Source organism: Arthrobacter sp. D1-17 (assembly GCF_054130535.1).
Genome location: NZ_CP096382.1, coordinates 660,085 through 684,277 on the forward strand (window position 1 = coordinate 660,085; position 24,193 = coordinate 684,277).

The window sequence follows — 24,193 nt, forward strand, 5'->3', positions numbered from 1 at the left end:
TGCCTTAAGGCAAACCGGAACCTGTTGACGACGACGGGTGGGGGCTGGACGCATGCCGCCAGCACGATCGCCGATAGAGTCGGATCAATGCGAAATAATCAAAGTGTTGCCGAGCTGCCGGTGATGCCCCCGCCCGCTCTTGCCTCCGATGACTCCACAGACGGCTTTGTCCGGGTCCGCGGCGCCCGCGAAAACAACCTGCGCAACGTGGATGTGGCCGTTCCCCGCGACGCGATCGTCGCCTTCACCGGCGTCTCGGGCTCGGGCAAGTCCTCACTGGCATTCGGGACCATTTACGCCGAAGCCCAGCGCCGGTACCTGGAATCCGTGGCGCCCTACGCCCGCCGCCTCATCCAGCAGGGCCACAATCCCAAGGTGGAAATGATCACTGGGCTGCCTCCCGCCGTCGCGCTTCAACAGCGCCGCGGCACGCCCAGCAGCCGGTCCACGGTGGGAACGGTGACCACGCTGTCCAACTCCCTCCGCATGCTTTTCTCACGCTCAGGCAGCTATCCCGCCGGCGCCAGCCCGCTGGACTCGGACGCTTTCTCGCCCAACACAGCCGCCGGGGCTTGTCCCGAGTGCCACGGCCTCGGTGTTTCGCACACGGTGAGCGAAGCCTCCATGGTCCCCGATCCTTCCCTGAGCGTCCGGGAAGGAGCCATCGCCGCCTGGCCGACTGCATGGCAGGGCAAGAACCTGCGCGACATCCTCAGCCACCTGGGCTACGACGTCGACACGCCGTGGCGGAAGCTGCCCCGGAAGCACCGCGACTGGATCCTATTCACCGAGGAACAGCCAGTAGTGGAGATCATTCCTGAGCGCGACCGCGTGGCCAAGCCGTACAAGGGCAGGTTCTGGAGTGCGAAGAGCTACGTGCTGCACACCTTGGCAGATTCCAAGAGCAACACCATGCGTGAGCGCGTCCTCCGGTTCATGGAAACCGGCCCCTGCCGGCAATGCGCAGGCAGCGGACTCATGCCCGATGCTCTCGCCGTGACCTTTGCCGGCAGGACCATCGCCGAGCTCAACGCGGTGCCCCTTGCCGAACTGGCGGACATTATCCGTCCCACGACGGAGTTGCAGGACGCCGGCACCGCCTCACGTAGGCAGTCCTCGGGTGAGAGCAACGAGGTGGCTGTCACGATCACACGCGACCTCCTTCAGCGGGTCACGGTCCTGCTGGAGCTGGGGCTCGGCTATCTGGCCCTCGGCAGGTCGACTCCCACCCTTTCCCCGGGGGAGATGCAGCGCCTCCGGATTGCCACCCAGCTCCGGTCGGGGCTGTTCGGAGTGGTGTATGTGCTGGACGAGCCTTCCGCCGGATTGCACCCAGCCGACGCCGAGCCCCTCCTGGCGGTGCTGGAGCAGCTCAAGTCTTCCGGCAACTCCGTGTTCGTGGTGGAGCACAACATGGACGTCGTCCGCAGCGCCGACTGGCTCGTGGACGTGGGACCGAGGGCAGGGGAGGGCGGCGGTGAAGTGCTGTACAGCGGCCCCGTTGCCGGCCTTGCCGCCATCGAAGCCTCCGTTACCCGCCCGTTCCTGGTTCCCGACGGCACCAGCACCGAGCAGGAAAGCCGCAGCAGTGACCGGGAAAGTCGCCGTCGGGAACCAGTGGGCTGGCTGGAACTGGAGGACATCACCCGCCACAACCTCCGGAGCCTCGTCGCCTCCTTCCCGCTGCAGGTCCTAACGGCGGTCACCGGAGTCTCCGGTTCGGGCAAGTCGACGCTTGTCAGCCACGTGCTGGCCGAGGTGGTTGGAGCGGAACTGCACGGTGACGCGGGCGGGGCAGACATCGACGAGGACCAGCCTGTGGACGCTGATGACCCCAGCTCACCGCTGAATATAGGAGCCGTTGCCGGCCTGCACCACGTGGACCGGCTTGTGAAAGTGGACCAGAAACCCATCGGCCGCACTCCCCGGTCCAATCTGGCCACCTATACCGGGCTTTTCGATGCAGTGCGCAAGGAGTTCGCAGCCACGGAGGAAGCGCGGGAGCGGGCATACGGGGCGGGACGCTTTTCCTTCAACGTGGCCGGCGGACGCTGCGACACCTGCCAGGGCGAGGGATTCGTGGCTGTGGAACTGCTGTTCCTGCCGGGCAGCTACGGGCCCTGTCCGGAATGCGGCGGCTCACGCTACAATCCCGAAACGCTTGACGTCACCTACCGGGGCAAGAACGTGGCCGACGTCCTGGGCATGACCGTAAATGCAGCCGCTGACTTCCTGTCAGGCGTCCCCGCGGCCGCCCGCAGCCTCCAGACGCTGCGGGACGTCGGACTCGGCTACCTGCGGCTGGGGCAGCCTGCCACCGAACTGTCCGGCGGAGAGGCCCAGCGCATCAAACTCGCCACGGAACTGCAGCGCGCACGCCGTGGCCACACGCTGTACCTGCTGGACGAGCCCACCACGGGACTGCACCCGGCGGACGTCCAACTCCTGATGGTGCAGCTGCACCGGCTGGTCGACGCCGGCAACACCGTCATTGTGGTTGAACACGACATGGATGTGGTGGCTGAGGCGGACTGGGTGATCGATCTGGGACCTGGCGGTGGCGACGCGGGCGGACAGATCATCGCGGCCGGTACCCCGGACATGGTCGCGGGATCCAAGAAGAGCCGGACGGCGCCGTATCTCGCCGCTGCATGCCGCTGATTCAGTTGCTTGCCCCGGTGGCGTCGTGCGCTTCACCGACCGGTTTCGATTCAGGCGAACTGCGCTGGCGCAGATACACCGAAAGGATCACCATCGACCAGACCGCCAGGAATTCGGACTGCCAGTTCTGAAGCGTGCGGTTCCAGAATTCGGGCGACACCACGTACTCTCCCCACGTTCCGGGATCCTGTAGGTTGGCGAGCTGTTGTTCGGCATACGCGCTGTAGCCGGTGACGGACTGGACCAGCCACGAGAGCACGAAGACGGCACCCATGACCAGGCCCAGTGAATTGGAAAAAAGCAAGGTTCTGAATCCGCCAGCTTTCGCCCATGCAGGTGACTCTTGCTTTGCAAACTGGCCGACGAATTCCTCCTCGTCAGACTGCACTCCGCGTTTTTCAATTTCTTTGCCTTCAGGCGAACCCTTTTGGACCAGCCATACGGTCAGCACGATGAACAGCAGAAACTGCAGATACTCAGACTGCCAGTTCTCCGAAACGTCGACGGCGAAACTGGAAGAGGTGACATATTGCCAGAAGCTGATTTCCTCGAGGCCGGAAGAGATCTGCTCCTCATTGAAGTACGCCACTCCGGAGAATGCTTGGCCGGCCAGGGAGAACAGGAACAGCAGCCCGAACGCGATGCTCAAGCCGTTGGTCACCAAAGGATTGTGTTTCACCGGCCCATCACCCCGATGGCGAACATGAAACCAAGACCGACGGCGATGACCCCAAGACAGATCCAAAAGGCCCAGCGCATCTCAATCTCCCTCTACTTCACAGTCATACGGCCGTTCACCCCGTGCAGTGCATCCAGCCGCCGTGATCTTCCACCCTTCGCCGGAACGGGCCAGGAACAGCGTGTCCCCGTCCATGACCACCTGGGCGTTCCTGCCATAGGAGGCGCTGTCTTGGACGGAGGCGGCCACCGGAACATCGAGTTGCTCCAGCTTTTCCGCGCAGGTTCCTGGGGCGCCGGTCTCCAGCTTTTCGACAGCAGCCGGGATCAGTAGTCCACAGGCGCGGGGGTAATCACCGGAATCCAGGGCACGATGGAAATCCAAAGCAGTACTGGCAGCTTCGGATGTTCCCGGATTTGAGCCAGCGCATCCTGAAACCGTTGCCAGCAGGACGCCGGCCACCACGGTCGTGCCAAGCGTGATTCCAGCCTTCGGCAGCTGGCGTGCCAAAAGCCAAGCATCCTTACTAAGTGTCATGGCCTTACCCTACAACTGTCCTCGCGGATTTGAAGGGTATGGGCAGCCACCAGATGGGGCCGTGGTGAGCGCGTCGGTATTGGTGTCTGTCTTGGGAAGAGGCGAATTAGCCGAAAACCAAGACCTGCCGCTATTCCCTCGCTGAGGGAAGATCAGCACCCTGGATAATGTCGTTGGCAATGTCCTGGATTTTCCTATTGCTGTCTTCTGCAGCACGGTGAAGGAGCTCCACGGCGTTGTCCCGGCCATTGTGGCTCTGAAGCATGATCAGGGAGACTGCCGCGTCCACCACAGCCCGTGATTTCAGTGCTGCCCGCAGGTGCTCCGGGTAGTCATTCGGAGCGTACAGGCGAAGGGCCAGTCTCAGGATCCTGGAGATCGATCCGGCATGGTCTTTCGCAGCGGTGATCATGTCCGGACCAAAAGCCGCTGTGGTCCGTGCGTAGCAGTTCAACGCAGCACGGACTGAGGGATCTGTCGGTATCGGCATGGCCAACACGGACCGGATTCCTTCCCCCGATATTTCCCTTAGATAGCCCTGCCATCGGTCGTCGGCCGAGAGGTCCTCAACCAGGACGGGGTGCTGCTCGCGCAGCGCCGTCAGGCACGGCCCGTCGTTGAACTCGTATTGCTTTTCATCGAGCCGCCGGGCTTCGTCGTCGCTGCTGGCCACAGTCGAGAGGCCGCCATCCCGCTCAACCGTGATGGCGCAGGAGAGCTGCTGACCCACAGCCAGCAGGGAAGCTGAAATAGTGGTCAGGCTTAAGAGAAACTCAGTGAAACCGGGACTTTCGAGCAGCAGGTCCTGAAGCTGGTCAGGAGTCGTTATGCCGTCCTTGGCCATGAGGCCTCGATCCCAATAACGCCAAGGCCCCTGGTCCCTGGCTGGCGGTCCCCCCTCTTGGTCGCAGCTGACCCTGTATTCAACCTCTGGATCCTCAAGCCATCCCGAAATCTCCTACTACCGACACTACGCCCCGGCAGCCACTGCGGATATGCGAACGGGCGGAAACTATTCGCCGCCGTCCAGGCGAGGGTCCGCTTTGCTTGGTTCATTGTCGGTTTCTGGGATGTCGGACCTGGTCGTCAAATCGTCCGAGTATGGCGCATGCGGCCGGGGGAGTTCATCGATCAGTTCATTGGCGGCCAGGGCCAGCAGGTCCCGCTGAAGGGGCGGCAGGGAGAGGAGACCCTGAAGATAGGCCTCTACTTCATATTCGCCCGCGTCTCCTGCGACGCTGAAATACTTGAGCCACAGTTCCCCGACGGTGATGTCGGCCGCCTTCAACGCTGCCCGTAGCCGGCGCCGCTGTTCCGGTTCGTTAGGGTCGAAGCCCATGGGCTGTTCCCTCAGTTCCCGGCAGCCGGCATCCCGCCGATCGTATTTTCACTGGCCTCGCGCAGCGTCGTCTTCCTGTCAAGTGCCTGCCGCATCAGGTCCTGCAACGCCGCCTGATAGCTGAGCCCGTGACGTTCCATGAGAATGCCGCAAGCGCGGTTCACCAGGTCCCGGCTGTAGAGGGACGCCTGGAGCCTTTCACTCATCCTGAGCGGCGCTTCGCTCGTTTGAATGTGGGAGAGCAAGGTTGCCGCAGGGCTGGCGAACCGTTCCAGCAGCCTCGCACTCGAGCTGTCATACGTGTGGGGCAGGGCCGCGTACAGTTTCAGCGCGCCCACACATTCCTTTGCAGCCACCAAAGGAGCGCTGACCACCGAGCCAATGGGCAGCTCCGCCACGGCTCTGCGCCAGTCTGGCCACCGCGTGTCGTCGGCAAGATCGTCAATCAGGACGGACTCCTCCGCTGCCCAAGCCGTAAGGCAAGGGCCTTGCCCGGTTTCGTACTGCGCTGCATCGGCCTGCTTCACCAGCGAGTCGGTGTAACCGCTGCTCGTCCTGCGCCCCCGGGAGTCCAGCAGCGATACCCCAGCACCGATGGTTCCGGGGACGGCGTCCTTAATTGCCTGGGCCAACAGGTGCACCGCGTCATCGACTTTTTCCTGAGTCAGCAGGAGGCCCTGGATGCGGGCAATGGCGGTGGTCAGTTCGTCAAGGGGAAGTTGCTGCGCCATGAGCCCTCATTCAATCGTCGTATCAGCGAACCAATTCAGCAGGACAGCCCCGCTTTGACGAAGCCAAGGGGCTTTACCTACAGCTCGGAACACCTCTTCCAGCATATGCCTAACTTCAGCACATGGCCTCGGCGCTGCAGGCTCTTCGAGGCATAGACCTGCCCGCGTGTTGAGGAAACCTGCTGCCAAATCCGTCAACAGCAGCCCGAGCCAGGGGATCGGCGGTTAGCATTAGGAGATGGCCGAGTCACATGAGAGCACATCAGTTGTGGAACTGCAGGACATCCTGATCGGGGCCGAGTCAGTCGACAGTTTCTTGGCAGGCCTGAGTAAATTTGCCGCCTCCACCCTTAGCCAGTCCCTCGGAACAGACATCGAATGTGCTGTAACGCTGAAGCGGCGACGGGTGACCGCTACCGTCGCAGGAAGCAGCCCCCGGGCAGTCCAGCTGGATCACATCGAGCAGAGCGTGGGTGACGGTCCTTGCATCCGCGCACTATCGACCATGACACCTCAGCATATCGAGGACGTTGCCAGCGACACGCGCTGGCTTAATTACCAGCGGCACCTGGCGGAGGTCGGCATTTACAGCACCCTTGGTGTTCCCTTGGAGATTGGAAACGACGCCAGCGCGGCGTTCAACTTCTTTGCGTCCAAGCCACGGGCTTTCACCGCCGAGGCTTACGACAAGGCAGTAGGGTTCGGGGACACCGCCGCCCGAACGCTGCATTTGGCAGTCCGCATCGGAACAGCACAGAAAAGGGCCCAAGACCTGGAAAACGCCATGCAGAGCCGGACATCCATAGATCTGGCCTGCGGTGTCATCATGGCCCAGAACAGGTGCTCCCAGGACGATGCGATGGCCATTCTCGCCAAAGTCTCCAGCAACCGCAACCAGAAACTCCGCGACGTGGCCGCCGAACTGCTGCTGAAAATCTCAGGCAGCGGAGTCCACACGCACTTCGAATAGCCCGAAACGGCTTTCCCGGCTGCGGCTCCATGTAATTGAGCTCTCCAAGCAAACGCATCGCTGCGTCTGGCACTTCGAATCACACAGCTCACCGATGCAAGAAATGGCCTCAAACGAAAGAGGTCGCGGGAACAAGGCCAAGATGGCCAGCGGCATCCGGCTGGACGGGCATCCCGTTGGACGACGAAGATCCGGCGTCCATGGTGGACAGGATCATCAGTCGCAGCTGGAAACGAGCGGTAACCGGGAGGGGCCCTTTCCGGGCGCCGATGAGTAGCAACCCGGAAAAGGGCGTCACACGCACAAACGCAAAGGCCAACCGATTGGCGCCGTTGTCTGGAACCCGATGTTGGCGTCAGCCCGAGCCGCCCACCACGTTCTGGTCCCAGTCAATAATAGAACCGGTGACTACGCCGCTCCGGGCAGAGAGCAGGAAAACCACAAACTCAGCGATCTCATCGACCTGGCCGAGCTTGCCCATCGGGACGGAGGCGTTGGCTTTTTCGAGCCAGTCATCGCCGGCGCCGTGGAACCGGCGCTGAATGAGGTCTTCGCCCTCCGTTGCTGTCCAGCCGATGTTGATGCCGTTGATTCTGATCCTGTCCCAGCGGTGGGCGTGGGCTGCGTTCCGGGTGAGCCCGGCGAGCCCGGCTTTGGACGCGACGTATGGCGCCAGGTAGGGCTGGCCTCCGTGTGAGGACATGGTGATGATGTTGACGATGTTCCCCGGAGCTTCATGTTCCTTGAAGTGCTTGATGGCCTCGGACATGATGAAGAACGGCGCTTTGAGGTTGACGGTAATATGTTGGTCGAACAGTTCGGGGGTTGTGTCGGTCATGCTGCCCCGGGTTGTCAGGCCGGCGGCATTGACCACAGCATCGAGGCGTCCGAAGTGGTCGATGGCTCTGATGACCGTGTTGCTTGCCTGCTGCGTGTCCGCGAGGTCTGCCTGCAGGAAAACGGCAGGCACGCCGAGTCCGGTGAGGTCTTCGGCGATTTTCGCCCCGGCCTCCGCGGAGCGTCCGGTGATGGCGATGCCGGCGGCTCCCTCGGCCGCTGCCTGCCTTGCAATGGCGGCGCCAAGGCCCTGGGTTCCGCCGCTGATGAGTACCACGGTGTCCTTGAGCAGCCCTGATGCTGTCATGTCTCCAATGCTCCTTCGATAGGGACTGTCCTGCCGGTTGCCGCCGATTCCGCCGCTGCATCGGCCAGAATCAGCGCGGCCATGCCATCGTCGAATCCAGGCGAACAAGGGGTGCCCGCGTGGACGGCCTGGACAAAATGATCGAGCTCACTGCGGTACGCGGCGGCGTAGCGCTCCAGGAAGAACGGCAGGTACGGATCCGCCGCCTCCACAGCATGGCTACCGAAACTGCGAACGGTGGTGGGTGAAATGTTGTCAGCCCGCAGCATCCCCCCGTTTCCGAAGGCCTCAAGCCTCTGGTCGTATCCGTAGGCGCTGTGCCGGGAGTTGGTGATGCTGGCGAGTTCCCCGTTCCGGCCACGGAGGATCACGACGGCGGAGTCGAAGTCTCCAGCCTCGGCTATGTAGTCGCTAAAGAGGTTCGCACCATGCGCGGTAACCTCCACAATGTCGGGAATGAAGAACCGTGCCATGTCCAGGTCGTGGATGGTCATGTCCCGGAAGATTCCTCCGGACGTGGCGATATAGGCTGCAGGGGCGGGCGCAGGGTCCCGGCTGATAATGGACAGATGCTCGAGCCGTCCAATCTCTCCGGCGGCTACACGCTGCTGAACCGCCGAGAAGGCGGGATCAAACCGCCGGTTGAAGCCCATCATGAGCGGGATGCCGGCTGTGCCCAAATTCTCCCGGCAGCTCCGTACCCGCCCGATGTCGAGATCGATCGGTTTCTCACAAAGCACTGCGATGCCCCGGACGGCGGCAGCTTCAATCAGCTCGACGTGTGTGGGGGTCGGCGAACAGATCACGACGGCGTCCAGTGAGGGGTCGGCGAAGACCTCGGCAGTGGAGCGGGTAGGGCGGGCCCCGTACTGGGCTGCCACTTCCCCCGCACTCTCAGATATGGGATCGGCAACCCACGTCAGGTTGAGGCCGGGATGGGCCCCAATGTTCGCCGCGTGTACCCGGCCGATGCGGCCCGCTCCACACAATGCGACGTTCAGTTTTTCACGGCAGTCACCGTAGCCCTACCGACGACCGGTGAGACGGCCCCGGGCGGCGGCCTCCAGGTCCTGGAGCACGGCATCAGGTGCGGCGTCTTCCTGCAGGCTCCGCCAGACCAACTCAGCCTGGGACTCAGGGGCGATTCCTCCCACCGGCTGGTCGCGGTCAAGGTTCGTCGGAAAGCCGTAGCCTTCAGCGGACGCGGCGATGACGTTGCGCAGGAACTCATCACTGGCGCCGTCCGTCTTGAGCTGGCGCAGCGTCGGGTACAGGGCAACGGACATGGCCGTGCGGTCCACGGATTCCATGGCGCGGCCGAACGCGGAGGAGACCTGCAGCAGGTTTGCCATTCGGCGGATATCGGTGGATTTGTTGTGGCCTGCGCCGTGGAAAAGGGCGGGATTGAAGAAGGCAGCATCGCCCTTCTCAAGCGGCAGTTGCACGTAGTTCTCCTCGAAGTAGCGGGTAAACTCCGGCCGGTGGAAGGCGAGGTACCCGGCGTCGTACTTGTGGGAGTGCGGCAGGTAAAGGGTGGGCCCGGACTCCACGGGCATGTCGCAGTGGGCGACGGCACCCTGCAGCGTCAGCGCAGGGGAGAGCAGATGGATGTGAGCGGGGTAGCGGGCCGCCTGGTCGCTGGACATGAATCCAAGGTGGTAGTCGCGGTGGGCGGTCTGTGCCGCACCGCCGGGATTCACGACGTTGACCTGTGACGTGACCTGGTAGTTGGGGCCCAGCCAGGCTTCGGCAATGAGGGCCAGGACGTCGTTGGAATAGTAATCGGCGAACACCTGCGGGTCGCGCAGGGCCAGCTTGTCCAGCGCGCCCCAGATTCGGTCGTTTGCGCCCGGTTTGGCAAAGTGGTCTCCGGCGGCGGCGCCGGAAGCCCTCTGCTCGGCGATGATGCTGTTGAACGCCTCGGTGGCGCGGTCCACGACGGCGGTGTCGCCGAAGGCGCCCTTGAAAACGACGATGCCCGGCCCGGCCGTCAAGGCACGGATCAGTTCAGCCTGAACGTCAGCGCGCTCATCGGGAGACTCCAGATAGCTGTGCAGGCGCTTGCCGTAAATGAGCACGTTCTGCTCGACGGCGTCAGCGTACGCGTAGTCCTCCAGCTTCGTCTTTTCGCCGACGACGGCAACGAAATCCTCGAGCCGGCAGCTGTCATGGCCGAACCACTGTGGAGCGTGGGTTCCGGGTGCGTGTGACGATGCGGTGGTGGTCATGGCGTTTCCTCCTTGAAACAGTGATGCGGCTTGAAACAGTGTTCATGCAATGGGTAGCGGTGCGGTTTCCAGCTTCTTGCATCCGGTCAGTCCGCCGCAATGCTGAAATCCATCAGAAATCCCTCAGGCATGGCATGGAGATGACCTGGTCGGTACGGATCCTTGCAAGCAAGCGGGGTGTGCTGCGACAGTCTTTGGTAACCCTGAAACCCGTCAGGAAAACATCATGATCGATCGCGAGGACCTCGATGGCGCACCCGTACTCGGTTAGGGAAATCGCCCGCCAGGCAGGGGTCAGTGACGCGACCGTGGACCGCGTCCTTCACAATCGTCCGGGCGTGCGGCAAAGCACCGCCGGCCAGGTGCGCCAGGCCATCAGGGATCTAGAGGCCCAGCGGCTCCAGCTGGAGCTGATCGGACGGCGGTTCATGGTGGACGTCGTTGCTGACGCCCCCGTCAGGTTCACCACCTCGGTGAAAGACGCACTGCAATCGGTGCTTCCGCTGCTGCGGCCTGCAGTGTTCAGGGCCAGGTTCCACCTCCACGAGCACTGGAACGCCGGGGAATGCGCAGCCGAACTGGACAGGATCGGCAAACGGGGTAGCCACGGCGTCATCCTCAAGGCGCCGGACGTGCCAGTGGTTAGAGCTGCTGTGAACCGGCTTGCAGGGGCCGGGATCCCGGTAGTCACTCTGGTCACGGACCTCCCCGCCAGCAGCAGGGTGGCCTATTTAGGCATGGACAACCGGTCCGCGGGGGCCACGGCGGCTTACCTGATCCACCAGTGGTTAGGGATGAGCCCGGGAGCGGTTGCCGTCACGGTGAGCAACGACTTCTTTCGGGGGGAGGAGGAACGGGAGATGGGGTTCCGTTCGGCCATGCGGGCCCTGGACCCCGGTCGGGCGGTCCTGTATCTGCCCGGCAGCGACGGACTGGATCGGACGACGCTACGGCTGATGGGCGAAGCCTTGGACGCCCATTCCGACCTCAACGCCGTCTACTCGATAGGCGGAGGTAACGCCGGCATCAGCGAAGCCTTCGAAGCGGCGGGCCGGAAGCCGCACGTGTTCATCGGCCACGACCTTGCCCCTGATAACATCGCCCTGCTGCGGTCAGGCACCATGTCGGCCCTGCTCCATCACGATCTCAAACAGGACATCCAACGCTGCTGCCGGATCATCATGCACGCCCACGGTGCCCTGCCTGGGGCCGACTCCGGCCACGCGTCCCAGATCGAGGTCATCACGCCCTTCAACATCCCGCACGGATTCTGAGGGCTGGCCCGCTGGGCATTTGCGCCGCGGTTACGAAGGCGGCGTCGCCTCTCCCTGCCAGAAGTTCCACTGGTAGCCCCACGGGTCGACGATCGTGAAGGTGCGTGGCCCATATGGCTTGTTGACGGGCGGCTCGATGTCCACGTCGGTCGCAGCTGTGACGCTCGCGTACTTGGCGTTGACGTCGTCCACGTGCACGATCAGCAACAGCCCGCCGCCGTTGCCCGGGTCCGCGGGGCTCCCGGAGACTGCGATCCGGCTGCGGCCGGCCATGATCTCCGCTTCCTCGGTCACGCCGTCCGCGTTGCGCCAGCGGGTGGAGGGGCCGAACCCGAGCACCTTCTCCATCCAGTCGAGCGCGGCGTCCGCCCCTTCGTAGTGCAGGTACGGAATGACTTCGGTGATTGCCATGTTTGTTCCTTCCCTCGCTCTTGGCGGTATTCGCGTCCTGCTCGCGGACGACGGCGGGACCTCCCGCCGTCGTCCGCTTTTGTTATCAGGACATGCGGCGGGTGCCTAGTGCCAGAGCCCCAGGGCGAACTCCGCAATGATGGTGGACAGCAGGAACGATGCCGTGATGGCGACCAGCCCGACGGGGATGATCTTCCACCCGATGTTCTTCAGCAACGGGATGTCCTTGCCCAGCGACAGGCCTGCGAGCGTCAGCATCACGGTGGCGATGGACAGGAAGTCCACAGTCTTGACGGCCGCGTTCAGTGCTTCGGCTGCGAAGAACCAGGGGCTGGAGATGTAGGCGCCGATGGTGGTGACGTAAACGATGGCCGAAATTTTCCTGGTGACCTTCGCCAGGCCAAGGCTGACCAGGACGAGTGCGAGCATGATGCCGTACCCGGCAAGGATCGACGGATTGAATCCCTTCGCCGCCACGGTAGCAGTGCCAAGGCCGAGGACGGTAAGAACCGACAGCGACAGCCACAGCGGGAGATGGATGGCAGCCGACGACTCGGCCACCTGCTCGCGGAAGCGGCGGTTTTCTTCCGCCTGGGCTTGCTCCCGCTCGATGTCAGCAGGGCCGCGCTCGCTGGCCGCTCCGGCCGCCACGGCGGCAGCCTCCCGGCTCTGCTTGCGGGTCAGCGCCTTGTAGAAGCGGTCCGCCAGCGGCAGGGCGAGGTAGATGCCGACATACACGCCCAGGATCGTGGTGATCAGGTTCGAGATTGCCGCCATGCCGAGGATGGCCTCCTGGTCGCCCGGGTACGCCTCGACGATGCTGGCTGACGATGCCGCCATCATAGAGCCGGATCCCACGCCCGCGCCCATGGCGAGTGCCAGCGGATCGAAGATCTTCCAGTTGGCCACCAAAGAGGTCAGCAGGGTGATGTACACGGCGCCGAAAAGGGTTCCGAAAACGTACATGGCCAGCACGCCCCGGTACTGGTCCGAGTCGGGGCCGTACTTTTCCGAGACCATGGCGAAGGACGGCTCGCGGTCAAGGGAGAACGTGGCCCCCACCGTCGCCTTGCCCATTCGGAGCAGCACGGCCAGGGGGAGCGCCAGGGCAATCGTGCCCAGCAAGTGGCCCACCTCCTGTAACAGCAGTGCCGGCCCGGCCGTGATGAGGGTGGGGAGGCTCGGGCCGATGTTGAACACCAGCCTGGCCACCAGGAGCAGTACAGCCACACCGACCAGGGCGGCTGCGACCCGTTGCAGATCCAGACCCAGGGGCTTGAACTTTTGGACCGAAACCAGGAGCCCGAGGATGAGGCCCCAGACCATGGGGAAGATGACGATTGAGCCGATGCCGACATCAATTTTCGCCTGCCCAATCAGCTGGACTGCGACGGCAATGACGAACGCCAACGCGGCGATGGGCAGCGTCAGCCGCGTACCAGCCTTGTCGATCCGCGCCGCTTTGGTGCTGGTACTCATGATGTGCCTTCCTTTGTAAAAGTACGACGGCGGTATGCCGCTTTGATGAAACGCTCTCTTTCGCCGGGGCTGCTGGCAGCGGCGCCGACAGTCCAGGCCAGCGCGGTGGCTGCCTCGAACATCACGCCGTATGCTTCCGGGGAATCTGCCAAGGCCGCGAACGCATGTGAATGAATGGGGACATCCGCGCCCGGAATGCTGAGCCAGGGATGCAGGCTCGGGATGACCTGGGAGATGTTGCCCATGTCCGTTGAGCCGCCGCTGATGCCCGCCGAGGGCGAAGTGTCCTTGCCGAATTCATCCATCGCCTCCGTCCAGTGCGCAGCCAGGGCGTCGTCCTGGAGCAGGGGCTCGTACAGCGGTTCCGTCGACTCGACGGTCAGTGTTGTACCGGTGGCGAGGGCGGCTCCTTCGAAGCAGCGGCGGACGCGTTCCAGCAGGGCTTCATACTCCCTGAGGGAGAATGCCCGGCATTCGAACTCCACCACTGCCCGTTCCGGAATGATGTTCGTGACGTGTCCGGCCTCGGCGACGTAGAGGGCGATGCGGTGATCGCCCGGTATCTGCTGGCGCAGCAGCCCGACGGCGACCTGGCTCAGGACGGCAGCGTCCGCGGCGTTCACGCCAAGGTGCGGGGCTGCAGCCGCATGTGCCGCTTTGCCCGTGAACGTCGCCTTATAACGGCCCACCGCCTGGGCGCTGGTGCCTGCAGGGTTGTAGGTGATCCCGTCCTGGACTGGATGGACCATGAGGGCGAGGCTGACGCCGTCGAACGCTCCGCGCTCCAGCATGAGCACCTTGCCGCCACCGTGTTCCTCGGCAGGCGTTCCGATGGCCTTCAGCGTGATACCCAGCTCGTCCACATGCGGCTGCAGGGCAAGGGCGGCGGCTACAGAGGCGCCGGCGATAAGGTTGTGACCGCAGGCATGCCCGATGCCGGGGAGCGCATCGTATTCCACGCAGAGAGCGACCGTCAGTTCTCCACTGCCGGCGGTGGCAGTGAACGCCGTCGGCAGATCTGCAGTGCCGCGTTCAACGTCAAAGCCGCCGTCGGCGAGCAGGGCAGCTATTGCCTCGGCCGACCGGACCTCTTCGAACGCCAGCTCCTTGTACATGTGGATTTCGTGCGCTACGGCATGGACCCGCCGTTTCCAGTCCTCGACTCCCTCGGCAAGGGCAGCGCGGAGAGCGGGTGTGGCGGATGGGGTCTCTGTCAGTTCCATAAATGCTGCCTGCCTTAGTAGGAGAGGGATGGGAAGGGCGCACCGGCTGCGCGGGTGGGCACCCAGACCGCCTTTGTCTGCGTGTACTCGTCAAGGACCCCGGGGCCGGAGGAGCGCCCGTGGCCGGAGTCACCGAACCCGCCAAACGGAACGGCCACATGGATGGTTTTGTAGGAGTTGATCCAGAACGTGCCGGCCTTCACCTTGCGTGCCACATGATGGGCCCGGGAAACATCGGACGTCCACACCGCGCCGGCCAGGCCAAAGTTAGTGCTGTTAGCGCGGGCGATCGCCTCCTCCTCCGTGTCGAAGGCGTCAGCGCCGACGACGGGCCCAAAGACCTCCGTGGTTTCAAGGCGGTTTTGCGGCGTTACCCCGTCCAGCAAGGTGGGCATGACCCAATGGCCGCCGGCCAGGGCGGAACCGGCCAGAGCGTCAGGAAGCGCTGCCCCGGTGACCCGCCGGCCGCCGTCGTGCATTCCTGCCTCGATGAGGGAGGTGACGGTGGCGAACTGCTGCGCCGTAATAATCGGACCCACTTCGGTGTCGGCATTCAGCGGGTCGCCGACGCGGAGCCGTGCGGCGCGCTCAGCCACGAGTTCAACGAAGCGGGCATGCACGGTGCGCTCCACCAGTAGGCGCGATCCCGCCACACAAGACTGCCCGGCGCCGGAGAAGATCGCCGCGATGGCGCCGTCCGCGGCGCGTTCCAGGTCGGCGTCCGCGAAGACTATGTTTGCGCTCTTCCCGCCCAGTTCCAGAAGGGCCGGTATCCCTGCCTGCGCAGCCGCGACAGCCACGCGGCGTCCGGTAGGGACGGAGCCGATGAAGCTCACCTTCCCGACCCGTCGGTCCGTTGTGAGCGCCGCGCCGACAGTCTGACCCAGCCCGGCCGCAACGTTGAACACCCCTGCCGGCAGTCCCGCCTCGTGGGCGAGCCGGGCAAGGCGAACCGTTGAAGCCGGCGTGAATTCACTGGGCTTGATGATCACGGCGTTGCCGGCCGCGAGCGGCGCGGCGGAGTTCCAGCCCGCGGTGAACAGGGGAGCGTTCCACGGAGTGATGGCGACGACCACGCCCCAGGGAACGCGCTCCGTGTAGGTGTGCCAGGGGCCGGGGACAGGAATGGTCTGCCCGATCAGCTTGTCTGCCCATCCCGCGTAGTAGCCGAACATCTCAGCTACCTTGGCGGCTTCCACCCGTGCATCCCGGATCGGCTTGCCGGTTGTCGCGGACTCGAGGATTGCCAGTTCCTCCGCGTGCGCCTCAACAACGCGGCTCACGTTGCGCAGAATCGCTGCCCGTTCGAACCCGTTCAGCTCACCCCAGGCAGCTGCGCCGGCGGTCGAGCTTTCGAGGATGGCGTTGGCGCCCTCTGCCCCCGGGTCTGAGTATGTTGCGAATGCTTCCCCGGTGGCCGCCGCGGTCAGTGTGATGCCCGCTCCGCCGCCGGGAACGGTCCTGCCGTCAAGAAAAGCTCCAAGGCCTGCAGGAAAAGCTGCGTCCAGGGCAGCCCGGGCGGTTGCCGCCGAGGACGATGTAGGTGCTGTTGTAATGGTCAACTGGTGTTCCTCTGACTCGATCTGTTCCGTGTGCTCAGCCGGCGGTGCTGGCCGTGTCCGTGGTGGGGGCGCCGGCGGGTGTCACTGCCGGAGCTACTGTCCTTGCTATTTCCGTGAAGTCGGCCCGGGGCCCCAGGACGGCGAGGGCCTCCTGCCATTGGTCAGCTGCCGCTGCCAGCAGCGCCGGGTTCTCACCGATCTGTGCGGCGATTTCGACGGCGAGGGCGGCGTCCCGTGCCATCAGCCCCAGGGAAAAGCCGGAATCGTGGGTTCCGGAAAGCACCCACTTCGGATACATGTTCGCGGAGACTCTGCTGCCGCCGGAGGCTTCGCTGATGCTCGCAGCCGCCGTGGCAGGGTCAATGCCGTAGGCCTTCGCGATGCCAAGGGCCTCGCCCACTGAGACCAGGTTGGCGGCAGCCAGGATGTTGTTGAGGAGCTTGACGACGTTGCCGGCGCCCGGACCGCCGATGTGGCTGTACTTGCCCCCGGTGAGGGCGAGCAGGACCGGTTCGGCAGCCGCGAGGGCTTCGTCGGTGGCTCCGACGAAGGCACTTAGCGTTCCGGTCGCCGCGCCGTCCCGGCCGCCGGAAACCGGGGCATCGATGAAGGCCGCGCCCTGTTCCTGGGCCAGGGCGGCCATGCGTTTGCTGGTGGCCGGTTCCGAGGTGGTGGTGTCGACGATCGCCACCGTTCCCGGCGCTGCCAGAAGCAAGGGCACGGTCGATTCGACGATGCCCGCGGAGGGCAGGGAGAGGACGGCGTAAGGGGTGCCTGCGAGGTCGGCGAGGTCTCCGGTGGTCGTGATTCCGGCTTCGGACGAGGCTGCCCTCGCAATCTCGGCCGGGTCAAAGCCTGTGACCTGCCAACCGGCCCGGCGGAGCGCGGCGGCCATCGCTCCGCCCATGGCGCCGAGGCCAATGACGGCGATGCGGCGGTCGGTGTTGGTGTTCATGGGCAACTCCTTGGAAAAAGTGAATAGGCCCGGAGTGGGCCGCTGAGAATGTCAGTCGAGGTAGATGTCGAGGTCTTTCCACAGCTGCTGGGTGCGGCGGATGGCGGCGCGGCTGCGCTGGGGGTGTGCCGCCTCCATTCCTGCGAGCAGTCCGTAGACGAGCGAGTTGGCGGCGGTGACGGACTGGAAAAAGGAGATCCCCTCCGAGGCCACCACCAGGAGGTGGTCGGCGGCGGCAGCAAGGCGGCCGCGCCGCATGTCGGTGATGGCAATGACCTTCGCGCCGGCCTGCTTGGCAGCTTCGGCGGTGACGATGATCTGCCTGACCGAGCGCCACATGTTGATGACCACCAGGACGTCACCTTGCCCGAGGGAGTTGGCGCTGGAGGCGAGATGGACGCCCCCGCGGTTCTCCAGAGTGATGGGGTAGCCCATGGTCGAGCCCAGGTGCGCCATCACGCTGGCGGGGCCCGCGAAGGAACCCAGGCCGACAACGGTGATGGACTTGGCGCCGGCCATCGCAGCGATGGCGGCCTCGGCGTCGTCGGCCGTATTGGAGTCCAGCGTCAGGCGCAGGTTCTCGATGTCGTGGTTGAGCGCGTCATGAAGGGGACTCCGGTGTTCCCCGTGTTCCGTCAGCGTGTCCTCGGTCGAGATCATCACGAGGTACCGGGAACGGAGTTCCCGCTGGAGGTCGGGCCAGCCCCGGTAGCCCAGATGTTGGGCTGCACGCACAACAGTCGAATTGTTGACGTCCGCCCGCTGGGCGATTTCTGCGATGTCCGCATAGGAGGAAAGCTGCGGGTTGCGGGCGATGACATCCACCACCCGGGTTTGCGCCTTGGTCAGCGGAACGTCCGGAAGCGCGTCACCGAGCCAGGCATGCGCAGCGGTGCCGGCTGACTCGCTGCCGGAACCGTTGAGCCCCGCGGCGTCGGCAGCGAGGCCGACCGCGTTGGCGTTCAAACCTGACCCTCTCTGTGAGCTGGATCACCATGCAAAGGCGATTGCAGTAAATGTACTACGCAAACACCTTTGCGAAAAGAGGCCGATTCTTTCGGCCCGAAATATCAGGTTTTGGCTGCGGAGCACTAGTCCAAATCCGCCTAAAACCCCGCCTGAAACCCCGTTGCGGCGGGTGCCCAACGGGGTCACTATGAAGGTATGACCGCCGAAACTCCCAACGCAGACAAGCTGAATCTTCCGCAGGCTTTCCTGCTTTTGGCCACCAACGACAAGGACGGGGAACCGGAAGTTCCGCAGAGCGTACTCAGGGCCGCTGTGGCAGGGGCGATACTGGCTGAACTGGACCTGCTCGGTGCCATCCAGCTGCAGGGGAAGCACGTCAAAGCAACCGGTGCCCCTCCGGAGACCGATTTCCGGCACCAGTGGGAGATGATCCACGACAAATCACGGCCCCACAGCCCCAGACGGTGGGTCTCGATGCTGGAAAGCCGAGCGGAACTGCACCGCATCTATGAGGAGATGGCCGCTCTCGGCATCGTGAACCACGTCGGTGAAAGGCACCTCGGCCTTTTCAGGACAACCCGTTACCCTGAGAAGGACCATGCTCCGGAGGCCGCACTCATCAAGAGGATAGAAGCGGCACTCAACGGCGCGCCGACGGACGCCAGAACTACGGCGCTGATAGGCCTGCTCCAGGCCGCAGGGCTGCTCGAAAAGCACTTCCCCGCGGCAGATTCCAGTCGCGTCCGGGAACTGACTTACGGCCACTGGCCTTCCCGGGCGGTAGTGGACGAACTGCGCATGATCCGACTCGCCGAGTCGGAGGCCGCCACCTGAGAATGCTTGCCTGAATCCCAGCGGCCTGATTTACTTCCTGCACGGTTCCAAAGAAAACGGGTCCGACGTGTTGAGCGCTGCTGTCTGCGGTGCTACCGGGGGAGCACTTGCGGAGGGGTTATGTCGGGGGAACATCGCGACGATTTGGTGATGCAGTCGCTGCTGCTGGACGAGATCGGACAGTCAGTGATCGGCATGGACGGCGGCTGGCGGATCACCTATTGGAACCGCGCGTCGGAGCGCCTGTACGGGTTCCGCCCGGACGAGGTTCTGGGGGCAAAGATCACGGATCTTGGAATCATCGGCGGCGTTGAGGCGCGGGGCGGCGGCACCACGGACATGGAGATAGCAAACAGGGTTGCCCGGGGCGGGGACTGGGCAGGGGAGCTCTGGGTCCGCCACAGCACAAGCCGGGAGTTCCCGGTCCACGCAACAGTCAGCCGTATCAGGGGCCGGCATACCGTGCCTGTTGCTGTGGTCGCGATCTCGAAGGACATCACCGACCGGAAACACAGCGAGGCCATCCTGCGCAGGCTCTCGGCCATGGTCGAGTCCTCCGGCGATGCAATCATCGGAGCGGACCTCACCGGGAAGATCACCAGCTGGAATGCGGGGGCCGCGAGGATGCTCGGCTGGAGTTCCCGGGAGGCGGTGGGACAGAGCTACCGGCTTCTGACGGCCGACGGCGGTGGTTACTTTGGCGCTGAAGTCGCCTCACGTACGGGGGGCGAGGCGTTTGTCACCGGCGTGGAGGCGCGGTGGAAGTGCAGGGACGGGACGGTGATCGATGTCGAACTGACGGTGTCTCCTGTCTACGACCAGGACGGCGTCCCGGTGGGGGCCTCGGCCATCGCTCGCGATATCACCGAAATCCAGCGCCTGAAGGCCGCAGCCGAAGCGGAGCGCGAACGTCTTTTGGCAGCCCAGGAGATGGCCCACGTAGGAAGCGTCGAGCATACGGTCGCGACTGGGGAAACGTGGCACTCAGAGGAATTCGACCGCATCCTCGGGTTGACCGCTGGGGACCGGAAGGACCGGGAATCCATCCTGGAGCTGACGCATCCCGAGGACCGGGACCTTGTCCGCGGGATGTGGAAGAGCCTGGACGGGGGGCTCGGCTTTGCGGACTTCGAATACCGCATCATCAGGCCCAGCGGCGAACAGCGCTGGCTGCACTCCCGAATCCGGAGCATCAACAGTGCGGACGGCCGGCCCCTCCGGTTCCTGGACACAGTCCTCGACATCACCGACCGGAAGAACGCTGAACAGATTCTGGAGTGGCAGGCGCGCCATGACGCCCTGACCGGCCTGCCGAACAGGTACCTGGTCACCGAAGTCCTTCAGGGCTTCCTTGACCGGGCCGCCCTGCCCGTGGTGATGTTCGTCGACGTGGACCGGTTCAAACTGATTAATGACGGCATCGGACACGGCGCCGGAGACACGATTCTGGTGCAGTTGGGTGAGCGGCTGAAGGCGGCCGTCAGACATGGCGATATGGTGGGCCGGTTCGGTGGCGACGAGTTCGTGGTGATCTGCGACAACCTTCAGAAGTGCGGGGCCCAGGCCTTGGCCGAACGGATCAGGGATGCGACTCGGGACCCTTTCGACGTGGACGGCCGGCAGATTTACCTCAACGTCAGCGTCGGTATTGCCCTTGCTGACGCGGAGGACACTGCCGAATCGATGCTCCAGGGCGCTGACGCCGCCATGTACCGGGCCAAGTCAGCCGGCGGGGACTCATCCGCGCTGTACGACGTGCGCATGACGGGCAGGGCGTCGGGCCGCATCGACTTGGAGTCTGACTTGCGGCTTGCCATGGAACGCGGAGAGCTGACGCTGAACTACCAGCCGATCCTCGACGTCACCAGCGAGGAAACAGTCGGCTTCGAAGCACTGTTGCGTTGGCATCACCGGGAGCACGGGCCAATCATGCCGGATGCCTTCATCCCCATTGCAGAAGAGACGGGCCTGATCCTTCCCATCGGCAGCTGGGTGCTGCGGGAAGCGCTGCGGCAGGTGCAGCAATGGCGTAGCCAGTTGCCGGGGGCGGGAAACTTTACGGCGGCCGTAAATATTTCCGGCCGCCAGCTCGTGGCGAGCGATTTTCCAGACGTTGTGGAGGCCGCCATCCTCGATGCGGGCATCGATCCTGCAGCCGTCCACCTGGAGATCACCGAAACCGTGCTCATGGATCAGCCGGACCTCCCCAAAGAAACGCTGCAGCGGCTTGCCCGCTTGGGCGTAGGGCTGTCCATCGACGACTTCGGCACCGGGTACTCGTCCCTGAGCTACCTTAAATGGCTATCGGCCCGAACCCTCAAAATCGACCGCACGTTTGTTGAAGAGCTGGGGACGGACCCCCATGGGGCCACCATCATCGAACTGGTCCTGGGCATGGCTGAGAGCCTGCGGCTTGATGTCGTGGCTGAAGGCGTGGAAACAGCCGTCCAGCTCGCCGAGCTCCGCCGCCTTGGCGTGCGACTCGCACAGGGGTACCTGTGGAGCAGGCCGCTGCCTCCCGAACAAATCGCTGCCTGGCTTGAGGCGCATCCTGCAGGCATTCCTGCCGGGACTCAGGGCAGCGGTCGGAGCGGTGTCCGGAGCTACCTGGAATCAACTTCCTGAAGTTACACCCGTTCTGCGGCCGGGCTTCTTTTCCTTAGTGCCGAGGTGGGTGGTAGGCCGTAGGGAGGGCGTTCTGAGAGGGGCCGGGAGGAACAAAGTCGCCGAACGTCCATATGGTACGTACCGGGCTTTTTTGTCACTGGTCGCCCCCATGCTACGAGTATGGAAAGAACGGCAGTTGCAGAGGCGCTGGAGGGCATCGCGGCATCCTTTGCTGCCTTGGCTGTTTGTGTCCGAACTGCGGCTGGCGAAGTGACCGCTAATCCGGCCTCGGCCGGGGGTGATCCTCTTCGGGATAGGGCGGATGCGTGTTTGGACGGGTTGACGGGGCTGGCCGGGATGGAAGCACGGATGGCCGCATTGAAGGTTCATTTGACGGACGGGTATGCAGCCGCTGCCGAGGCGCTGGCCGTAGGGGCCGGTTCGGCGCAGGAGCGCAGGGCCCGGGAGATGGCGGTGAGGGCCGAGGTTGCCTGTGCTTTGACGGTGAGTGAACGCAGCGCCGATGCGCTGCTGGGCGAGGCCCGGACCTTGGTGTGGGGGTTGCCGTTGACGCTGGCCGCGCTGGGCGCCGGGAGCATTTCGTGGCAGCACGCGCGGATTCTGTGTGATGAAACAGCCAACTTGGACCCGGTGGCCGCGGCGGCCCTGGAATCCCATTTCCTGGAGCCCTATTTCCCGGGCCCCTCCGCGCCGGACGCGGCGGGGGCTGGGCGGGGTTGCCTGGCGGGGGATGTGGTGCCGGGCAGGTTCCGGGCCAGGGCGCGTGCCTGGCGGGAGCGGCACCATCCGGTGAGCATCGAAACCCGCCACCGTCGGACCGCCAGGGACCGCCGGGTGGAGTACCTCCCGGACCGGGACGGGATGGCGTGGCTGTCGGCGTACCTGCCCGCGGACACCGCGGCCGGGATCTGGAGCCGGACCAGCGCAGCCGCCCGCGGCCTGCAGGGCCCGAAGGAGCCGCGGACGCTGGCGCAGCTGCGCGCGGACCTCGCCGCCGGCTGGCTCCTGGCAGGCACGGCCGACGGGATCCCTGCACCCAAAGCCCAGGTCCTGGTCACGGTTCCGGTGCTCTCACTGCTGGGCGCCGGTGAGGAACCGGCCGTGCTGGACGGGTACGGGCCGGTCCCGGCGTCGATGGCCCGGAAGCTGACCGCCGAAGGGGCCACGTCGTTCCTGCGGGTGCTGACCGATCCCAGGGACGGGGCGCCGCTGGAAATCGGGCGCACCGGCTACCGGCTCACGACCACGATGCGGCAATGGCTGCGGCTTCGGGACGCGCGGTGTTCCTTTCCCGGGTGCAACAACCACTCACTGGATAACGAAGCGGACCATGTTCTGGCCTGGTCCGCCGGCGGCGGCACGGGTGTCAGCAACCTTGGCCAGGCATGCCCACGCCACCATCGCCTCAAACACAGCTCAGCCTGGCGGCCAGTCAACGCGTCCCGGGACAGTCCGCCCGGCTGGATCTCACCGGCAGGGCGCTATTACCCCTGCGAACAACAGGACTGGGAACCACCCCACTGGCCCGGTATAGGGCCCGAGGACCTTGGGCGCCTCGGGTGGCCCGACAGCCTCCGACCCGACAACCCGGACTGCCTAAACAGCCTTGAGGAACCGGGCCAGCCAGACACGCCTAAGGAACCGGGCCGGCCAGACACGCTTGGGGAATCGGGCTGGCCAGACACGCTTGAGGAACAGGACGGGTCCACCTGGCCGGACAACGCCGACTGGCGCAACAGCCCCAATTGGCCGCATGACTTCGAGCTGGACAACCTCGAGGGCCTTGACCCACCACCGCCGGTGGAACTCCTGCCCGTGGATCCCTTCCCAGAGTGGGCACAATTCACAGCAGCGTAGCCCGCGATCCACCGCCGCTTATCCAATGCAAGGGGTTCTGGGGTTCGTCCTGCTCGAGTGATCGCTCTCTGCCGCGCGAGAGGAGGCAGGTGTAGATTTGCAGCATGCAGGTGAGTGGACGCAAACGCGTCTGGATTGCGGCAGCGGTGATTACCGCCGTCGTGCTGGCTGTAGGACTGGTTCTGTTCAAGCCATGGCTGCTGTTTATCGACGTACGGGTGGAGGAACAGCTGCCAACGGCGGCTGCCCCGGCAGAGCCCGCACAGCAGGCCGCGCCTAAAGGTCCGTCTCCCTCCAAGGAACCTGCAAAGGCGCCGACCAGTCCGGTACAGCTTGCCCGGGGAACCCTGATCAGCCATGAACACGCCACGACCGGAACTGTACGGATAATCCGGCAGCCGGACGGGTCAAGGCTCCTGACGTTGGAGAATCTCGACACGTCCAATGGGCCGGATGTGCACGTGTGGCTCAGCGCCGCAGACGTGGTGGAGGGGACTGCCGGATGGTTCACGGCTGGTTCAGCTGATTACTACGACCTGGGCCTGATCAAAGGGAACCAAGGCAACCAGGTCTACTCCATCCCCACCGAAGTTGACCTGTCCAAATACAGGTCCGTCGATCTATGGTGCGTCCAGTTCAGCGTCTCGTTCGGAGCCGCTCAACTCATCACCTGACAGTCCAGGCCTTTCATCCGCTTGCGGCACGTTACCCA

21 protein-coding genes are annotated in these 24,193 nt (G+C 64.4%); 7 read left to right on the forward strand and 14 right to left on the reverse strand.

Features of this window, described 5'->3' with window-relative positions; translation table 11 throughout:
• Positions 1-123: 123 nt before the first annotated feature.
• A complete protein-coding gene (locus M1E01_RS03025; protein ID WP_457974841.1) occupies positions 124-2,661 on the forward strand; it encodes an ATP-binding cassette domain-containing protein in 2,538 nt (845 codons plus the stop codon).
• A 1-nt stretch (position 2,662) separates the two neighbouring features.
• Here the strand turns inward: M1E01_RS03025 and M1E01_RS03030 are convergent, their stop codons facing one another.
• The 5 genes from M1E01_RS03030 to M1E01_RS03050 form a co-directional block, all read right to left on the reverse strand.
• Positions 2,663-3,325, reverse strand: a complete 663-nt coding sequence (locus M1E01_RS03030; protein ID WP_457973632.1) for a DUF6766 family protein — start codon at positions 3,323-3,325, stop codon at positions 2,663-2,665.
• 96 nt (positions 3,326-3,421) lie between these two features.
• Complete coding sequence (locus M1E01_RS03035) at positions 3,422-3,877, reverse strand: hypothetical protein (RefSeq protein WP_457973633.1); 456 nt, start codon at positions 3,875-3,877, stop codon at positions 3,422-3,424.
• 130 nt (positions 3,878-4,007) lie between these two features.
• Positions 4,008-4,721 carry a GAF and ANTAR domain-containing protein gene (locus tag M1E01_RS03040; RefSeq protein WP_457973634.1) on the reverse strand — a complete coding sequence of 238 codons (714 nt, stop codon included), beginning with the start codon at positions 4,719-4,721 and terminating at the stop codon, positions 4,008-4,010.
• A gap of 168 nt (positions 4,722-4,889) precedes the next feature.
• Positions 4,890-5,216: a hypothetical protein gene (locus M1E01_RS03045; RefSeq protein WP_457973635.1), complete on the reverse strand. Its 327-nt coding sequence runs from the start codon at positions 5,214-5,216 to the stop codon at positions 4,890-4,892.
• 11 nt (positions 5,217-5,227) lie between these two features.
• Positions 5,228-5,947 carry a GAF and ANTAR domain-containing protein gene (locus M1E01_RS03050; RefSeq protein ID WP_457973636.1) on the reverse strand — a complete coding sequence of 240 codons (720 nt, stop codon included), beginning with the start codon at positions 5,945-5,947 and terminating at the stop codon, positions 5,228-5,230.
• A 238-nt stretch (positions 5,948-6,185) separates the two neighbouring features.
• Here M1E01_RS03050 and M1E01_RS03055 point away from each other — a divergent pair, with 238 nt between their 5' ends.
• Positions 6,186-6,917, forward strand: coding sequence for a GAF and ANTAR domain-containing protein (locus M1E01_RS03055; RefSeq protein WP_457973637.1), 732 nt, complete (start codon positions 6,186-6,188; stop codon positions 6,915-6,917).
• Between the two features lie 355 nt (positions 6,918-7,272).
• Here the strand turns inward: M1E01_RS03055 and M1E01_RS03060 are convergent, their stop codons facing one another.
• The 3 genes from M1E01_RS03060 to M1E01_RS03070 are packed head-to-tail and all read right to left on the reverse strand — an operon-like array spanning position 7,273 to position 10,289.
• Entirely contained in the window at positions 7,273-8,061 is a 789-nt protein-coding gene (locus tag M1E01_RS03060; RefSeq protein ID WP_457973638.1) for an SDR family oxidoreductase, read from the reverse strand.
• A complete protein-coding gene (iolG, locus tag M1E01_RS03065) occupies positions 8,058-9,062 on the reverse strand; it encodes an inositol 2-dehydrogenase (RefSeq protein ID WP_457974842.1) in 1,005 nt (334 codons plus the stop codon). Before iolG ends, M1E01_RS03060 begins: the two co-directional genes overlap by 4 nt.
• A gap of 24 nt (positions 9,063-9,086) precedes the next feature.
• Entirely contained in the window at positions 9,087-10,289 is a 1,203-nt protein-coding gene (locus M1E01_RS03070; RefSeq protein ID WP_457973639.1) for a phytanoyl-CoA dioxygenase family protein, read from the reverse strand.
• Positions 10,290-10,537: 248 nt separating this feature from the next.
• Here M1E01_RS03070 and M1E01_RS03075 point away from each other — a divergent pair, with 248 nt between their 5' ends.
• Positions 10,538-11,563, forward strand: a complete 1,026-nt coding sequence (locus M1E01_RS03075; RefSeq protein WP_457973640.1) for a LacI family DNA-binding transcriptional regulator — start codon at positions 10,538-10,540, stop codon at positions 11,561-11,563.
• Between the two features lie 30 nt (positions 11,564-11,593).
• Here the strand turns inward: M1E01_RS03075 and M1E01_RS03080 are convergent, their stop codons facing one another.
• The 6 genes from M1E01_RS03080 to M1E01_RS03105 all read right to left on the reverse strand — a co-directional run bounded on the left by M1E01_RS03080 (position 11,594) and on the right by M1E01_RS03105 (position 18,159).
• Complete coding sequence (locus M1E01_RS03080; protein ID WP_457973641.1) at positions 11,594-11,974, reverse strand: VOC family protein; 381 nt, start codon at positions 11,972-11,974, stop codon at positions 11,594-11,596.
• 105 nt (positions 11,975-12,079) lie between these two features.
• Positions 12,080-13,453, reverse strand: a complete 1,374-nt coding sequence (locus M1E01_RS03085; RefSeq protein WP_457973642.1) for a DUF3100 domain-containing protein — start codon at positions 13,451-13,453, stop codon at positions 12,080-12,082.
• Positions 13,450-14,676 (reverse strand): amidohydrolase, encoded by a 1,227-nt coding sequence (locus M1E01_RS03090; RefSeq protein ID WP_457973643.1) that lies wholly within the window; start codon positions 14,674-14,676, stop codon positions 13,450-13,452. Before M1E01_RS03090 ends, M1E01_RS03085 begins: the two co-directional genes overlap by 4 nt.
• Positions 14,677-14,690: 14 nt before the next feature.
• A complete protein-coding gene (locus tag M1E01_RS03095) occupies positions 14,691-16,238 on the reverse strand; it encodes an aldehyde dehydrogenase family protein (RefSeq protein WP_457973644.1) in 1,548 nt (515 codons plus the stop codon).
• Positions 16,239-16,272: 34 nt separating this feature from the next.
• Positions 16,273-17,193, reverse strand: coding sequence for an NAD(P)-dependent oxidoreductase (locus M1E01_RS03100; protein ID WP_457973645.1), 921 nt, complete (start codon positions 17,191-17,193; stop codon positions 16,273-16,275).
• Positions 17,194-17,244: 51 nt separating this feature from the next.
• Complete coding sequence (locus M1E01_RS03105) at positions 17,245-18,159, reverse strand: MurR/RpiR family transcriptional regulator (protein ID WP_457973646.1); 915 nt, start codon at positions 18,157-18,159, stop codon at positions 17,245-17,247.
• A 198-nt stretch (positions 18,160-18,357) separates the two neighbouring features.
• On the opposite strand from M1E01_RS03105, the gene M1E01_RS03110 reads away from it, so the two are divergent.
• From M1E01_RS03110 to M1E01_RS03125, 4 genes are all read left to right on the forward strand, one after another.
• On the forward strand, positions 18,358-18,996 hold the full coding sequence (locus M1E01_RS03110; protein ID WP_457973647.1) for a GOLPH3/VPS74 family protein: 639 nt from the start codon (positions 18,358-18,360) through the stop codon (positions 18,994-18,996).
• Between the two features lie 120 nt (positions 18,997-19,116).
• Positions 19,117-21,621, forward strand: coding sequence for a sensor domain-containing protein (locus M1E01_RS03115; RefSeq protein WP_457973648.1), 2,505 nt, complete (start codon positions 19,117-19,119; stop codon positions 21,619-21,621).
• Positions 21,622-21,783: 162 nt separating this feature from the next.
• Positions 21,784-23,481 (forward strand): DUF222 domain-containing protein, encoded by a 1,698-nt coding sequence (locus M1E01_RS03120; protein WP_457973649.1) that lies wholly within the window; start codon positions 21,784-21,786, stop codon positions 23,479-23,481.
• A gap of 104 nt (positions 23,482-23,585) precedes the next feature.
• A complete protein-coding gene (locus tag M1E01_RS03125; RefSeq protein ID WP_457973650.1) occupies positions 23,586-24,155 on the forward strand; it encodes a DM13 domain-containing protein in 570 nt (189 codons plus the stop codon).
• Positions 24,156-24,193 lie beyond the last annotated feature (38 nt).

Coding starts and splice junctions, on each gene's coding strand:
- M1E01_RS03050 (WP_457973636.1), bottom strand. CDS start 5,947: ATGGCGCAGCAACTTCCCCTTGACGAACTGACCACCGCCATTGCCCGC.
- M1E01_RS03045 (WP_457973635.1), bottom strand. CDS start 5,216: ATGGGCTTCGACCCTAACGAACCGGAACAGCGGCGCCGGCTACGGGCA.
- M1E01_RS03100 (WP_457973645.1), bottom strand. CDS start 17,193: ATGAACACCAACACCGACCGCCGCATCGCCGTCATTGGCCTCGGCGCC.
- M1E01_RS03070 (WP_457973639.1), bottom strand. CDS start 10,289: ATGACCACCACCGCATCGTCACACGCACCCGGAACCCACGCTCCACAG.
- M1E01_RS03075 (WP_457973640.1), top strand. CDS start 10,538: ATGGCGCACCCGTACTCGGTTAGGGAAATCGCCCGCCAGGCAGGGGTC.
- M1E01_RS03060 (WP_457973638.1), bottom strand. CDS start 8,061: ATGACAGCATCAGGGCTGCTCAAGGACACCGTGGTACTCATCAGCGGC.
- M1E01_RS03025 (WP_457974841.1), top strand. CDS start 124: ATGCCCCCGCCCGCTCTTGCCTCCGATGACTCCACAGACGGCTTTGTC.
- M1E01_RS03085 (WP_457973642.1), bottom strand. CDS start 13,453: ATGAGTACCAGCACCAAAGCGGCGCGGATCGACAAGGCTGGTACGCGG.
- M1E01_RS03110 (WP_457973647.1), top strand. CDS start 18,358: ATGACCGCCGAAACTCCCAACGCAGACAAGCTGAATCTTCCGCAGGCT.
- M1E01_RS03090 (WP_457973643.1), bottom strand. CDS start 14,676: ATGGAACTGACAGAGACCCCATCCGCCACACCCGCTCTCCGCGCTGCC.
- M1E01_RS03125 (WP_457973650.1), top strand. CDS start 23,586: ATGCAGGTGAGTGGACGCAAACGCGTCTGGATTGCGGCAGCGGTGATT.
- M1E01_RS03040 (WP_457973634.1), bottom strand. CDS start 4,721: ATGGCCAAGGACGGCATAACGACTCCTGACCAGCTTCAGGACCTGCTG.
- M1E01_RS03080 (WP_457973641.1), bottom strand. CDS start 11,974: ATGGCAATCACCGAAGTCATTCCGTACCTGCACTACGAAGGGGCGGAC.
- M1E01_RS03035 (WP_457973633.1), bottom strand. CDS start 3,877: ATGACACTTAGTAAGGATGCTTGGCTTTTGGCACGCCAGCTGCCGAAG.
- M1E01_RS03120 (WP_457973649.1), top strand. CDS start 21,784: ATGGAAAGAACGGCAGTTGCAGAGGCGCTGGAGGGCATCGCGGCATCC.
- M1E01_RS03055 (WP_457973637.1), top strand. CDS start 6,186: ATGGCCGAGTCACATGAGAGCACATCAGTTGTGGAACTGCAGGACATC.
- M1E01_RS03115 (WP_457973648.1), top strand. CDS start 19,117: ATGTCGGGGGAACATCGCGACGATTTGGTGATGCAGTCGCTGCTGCTG.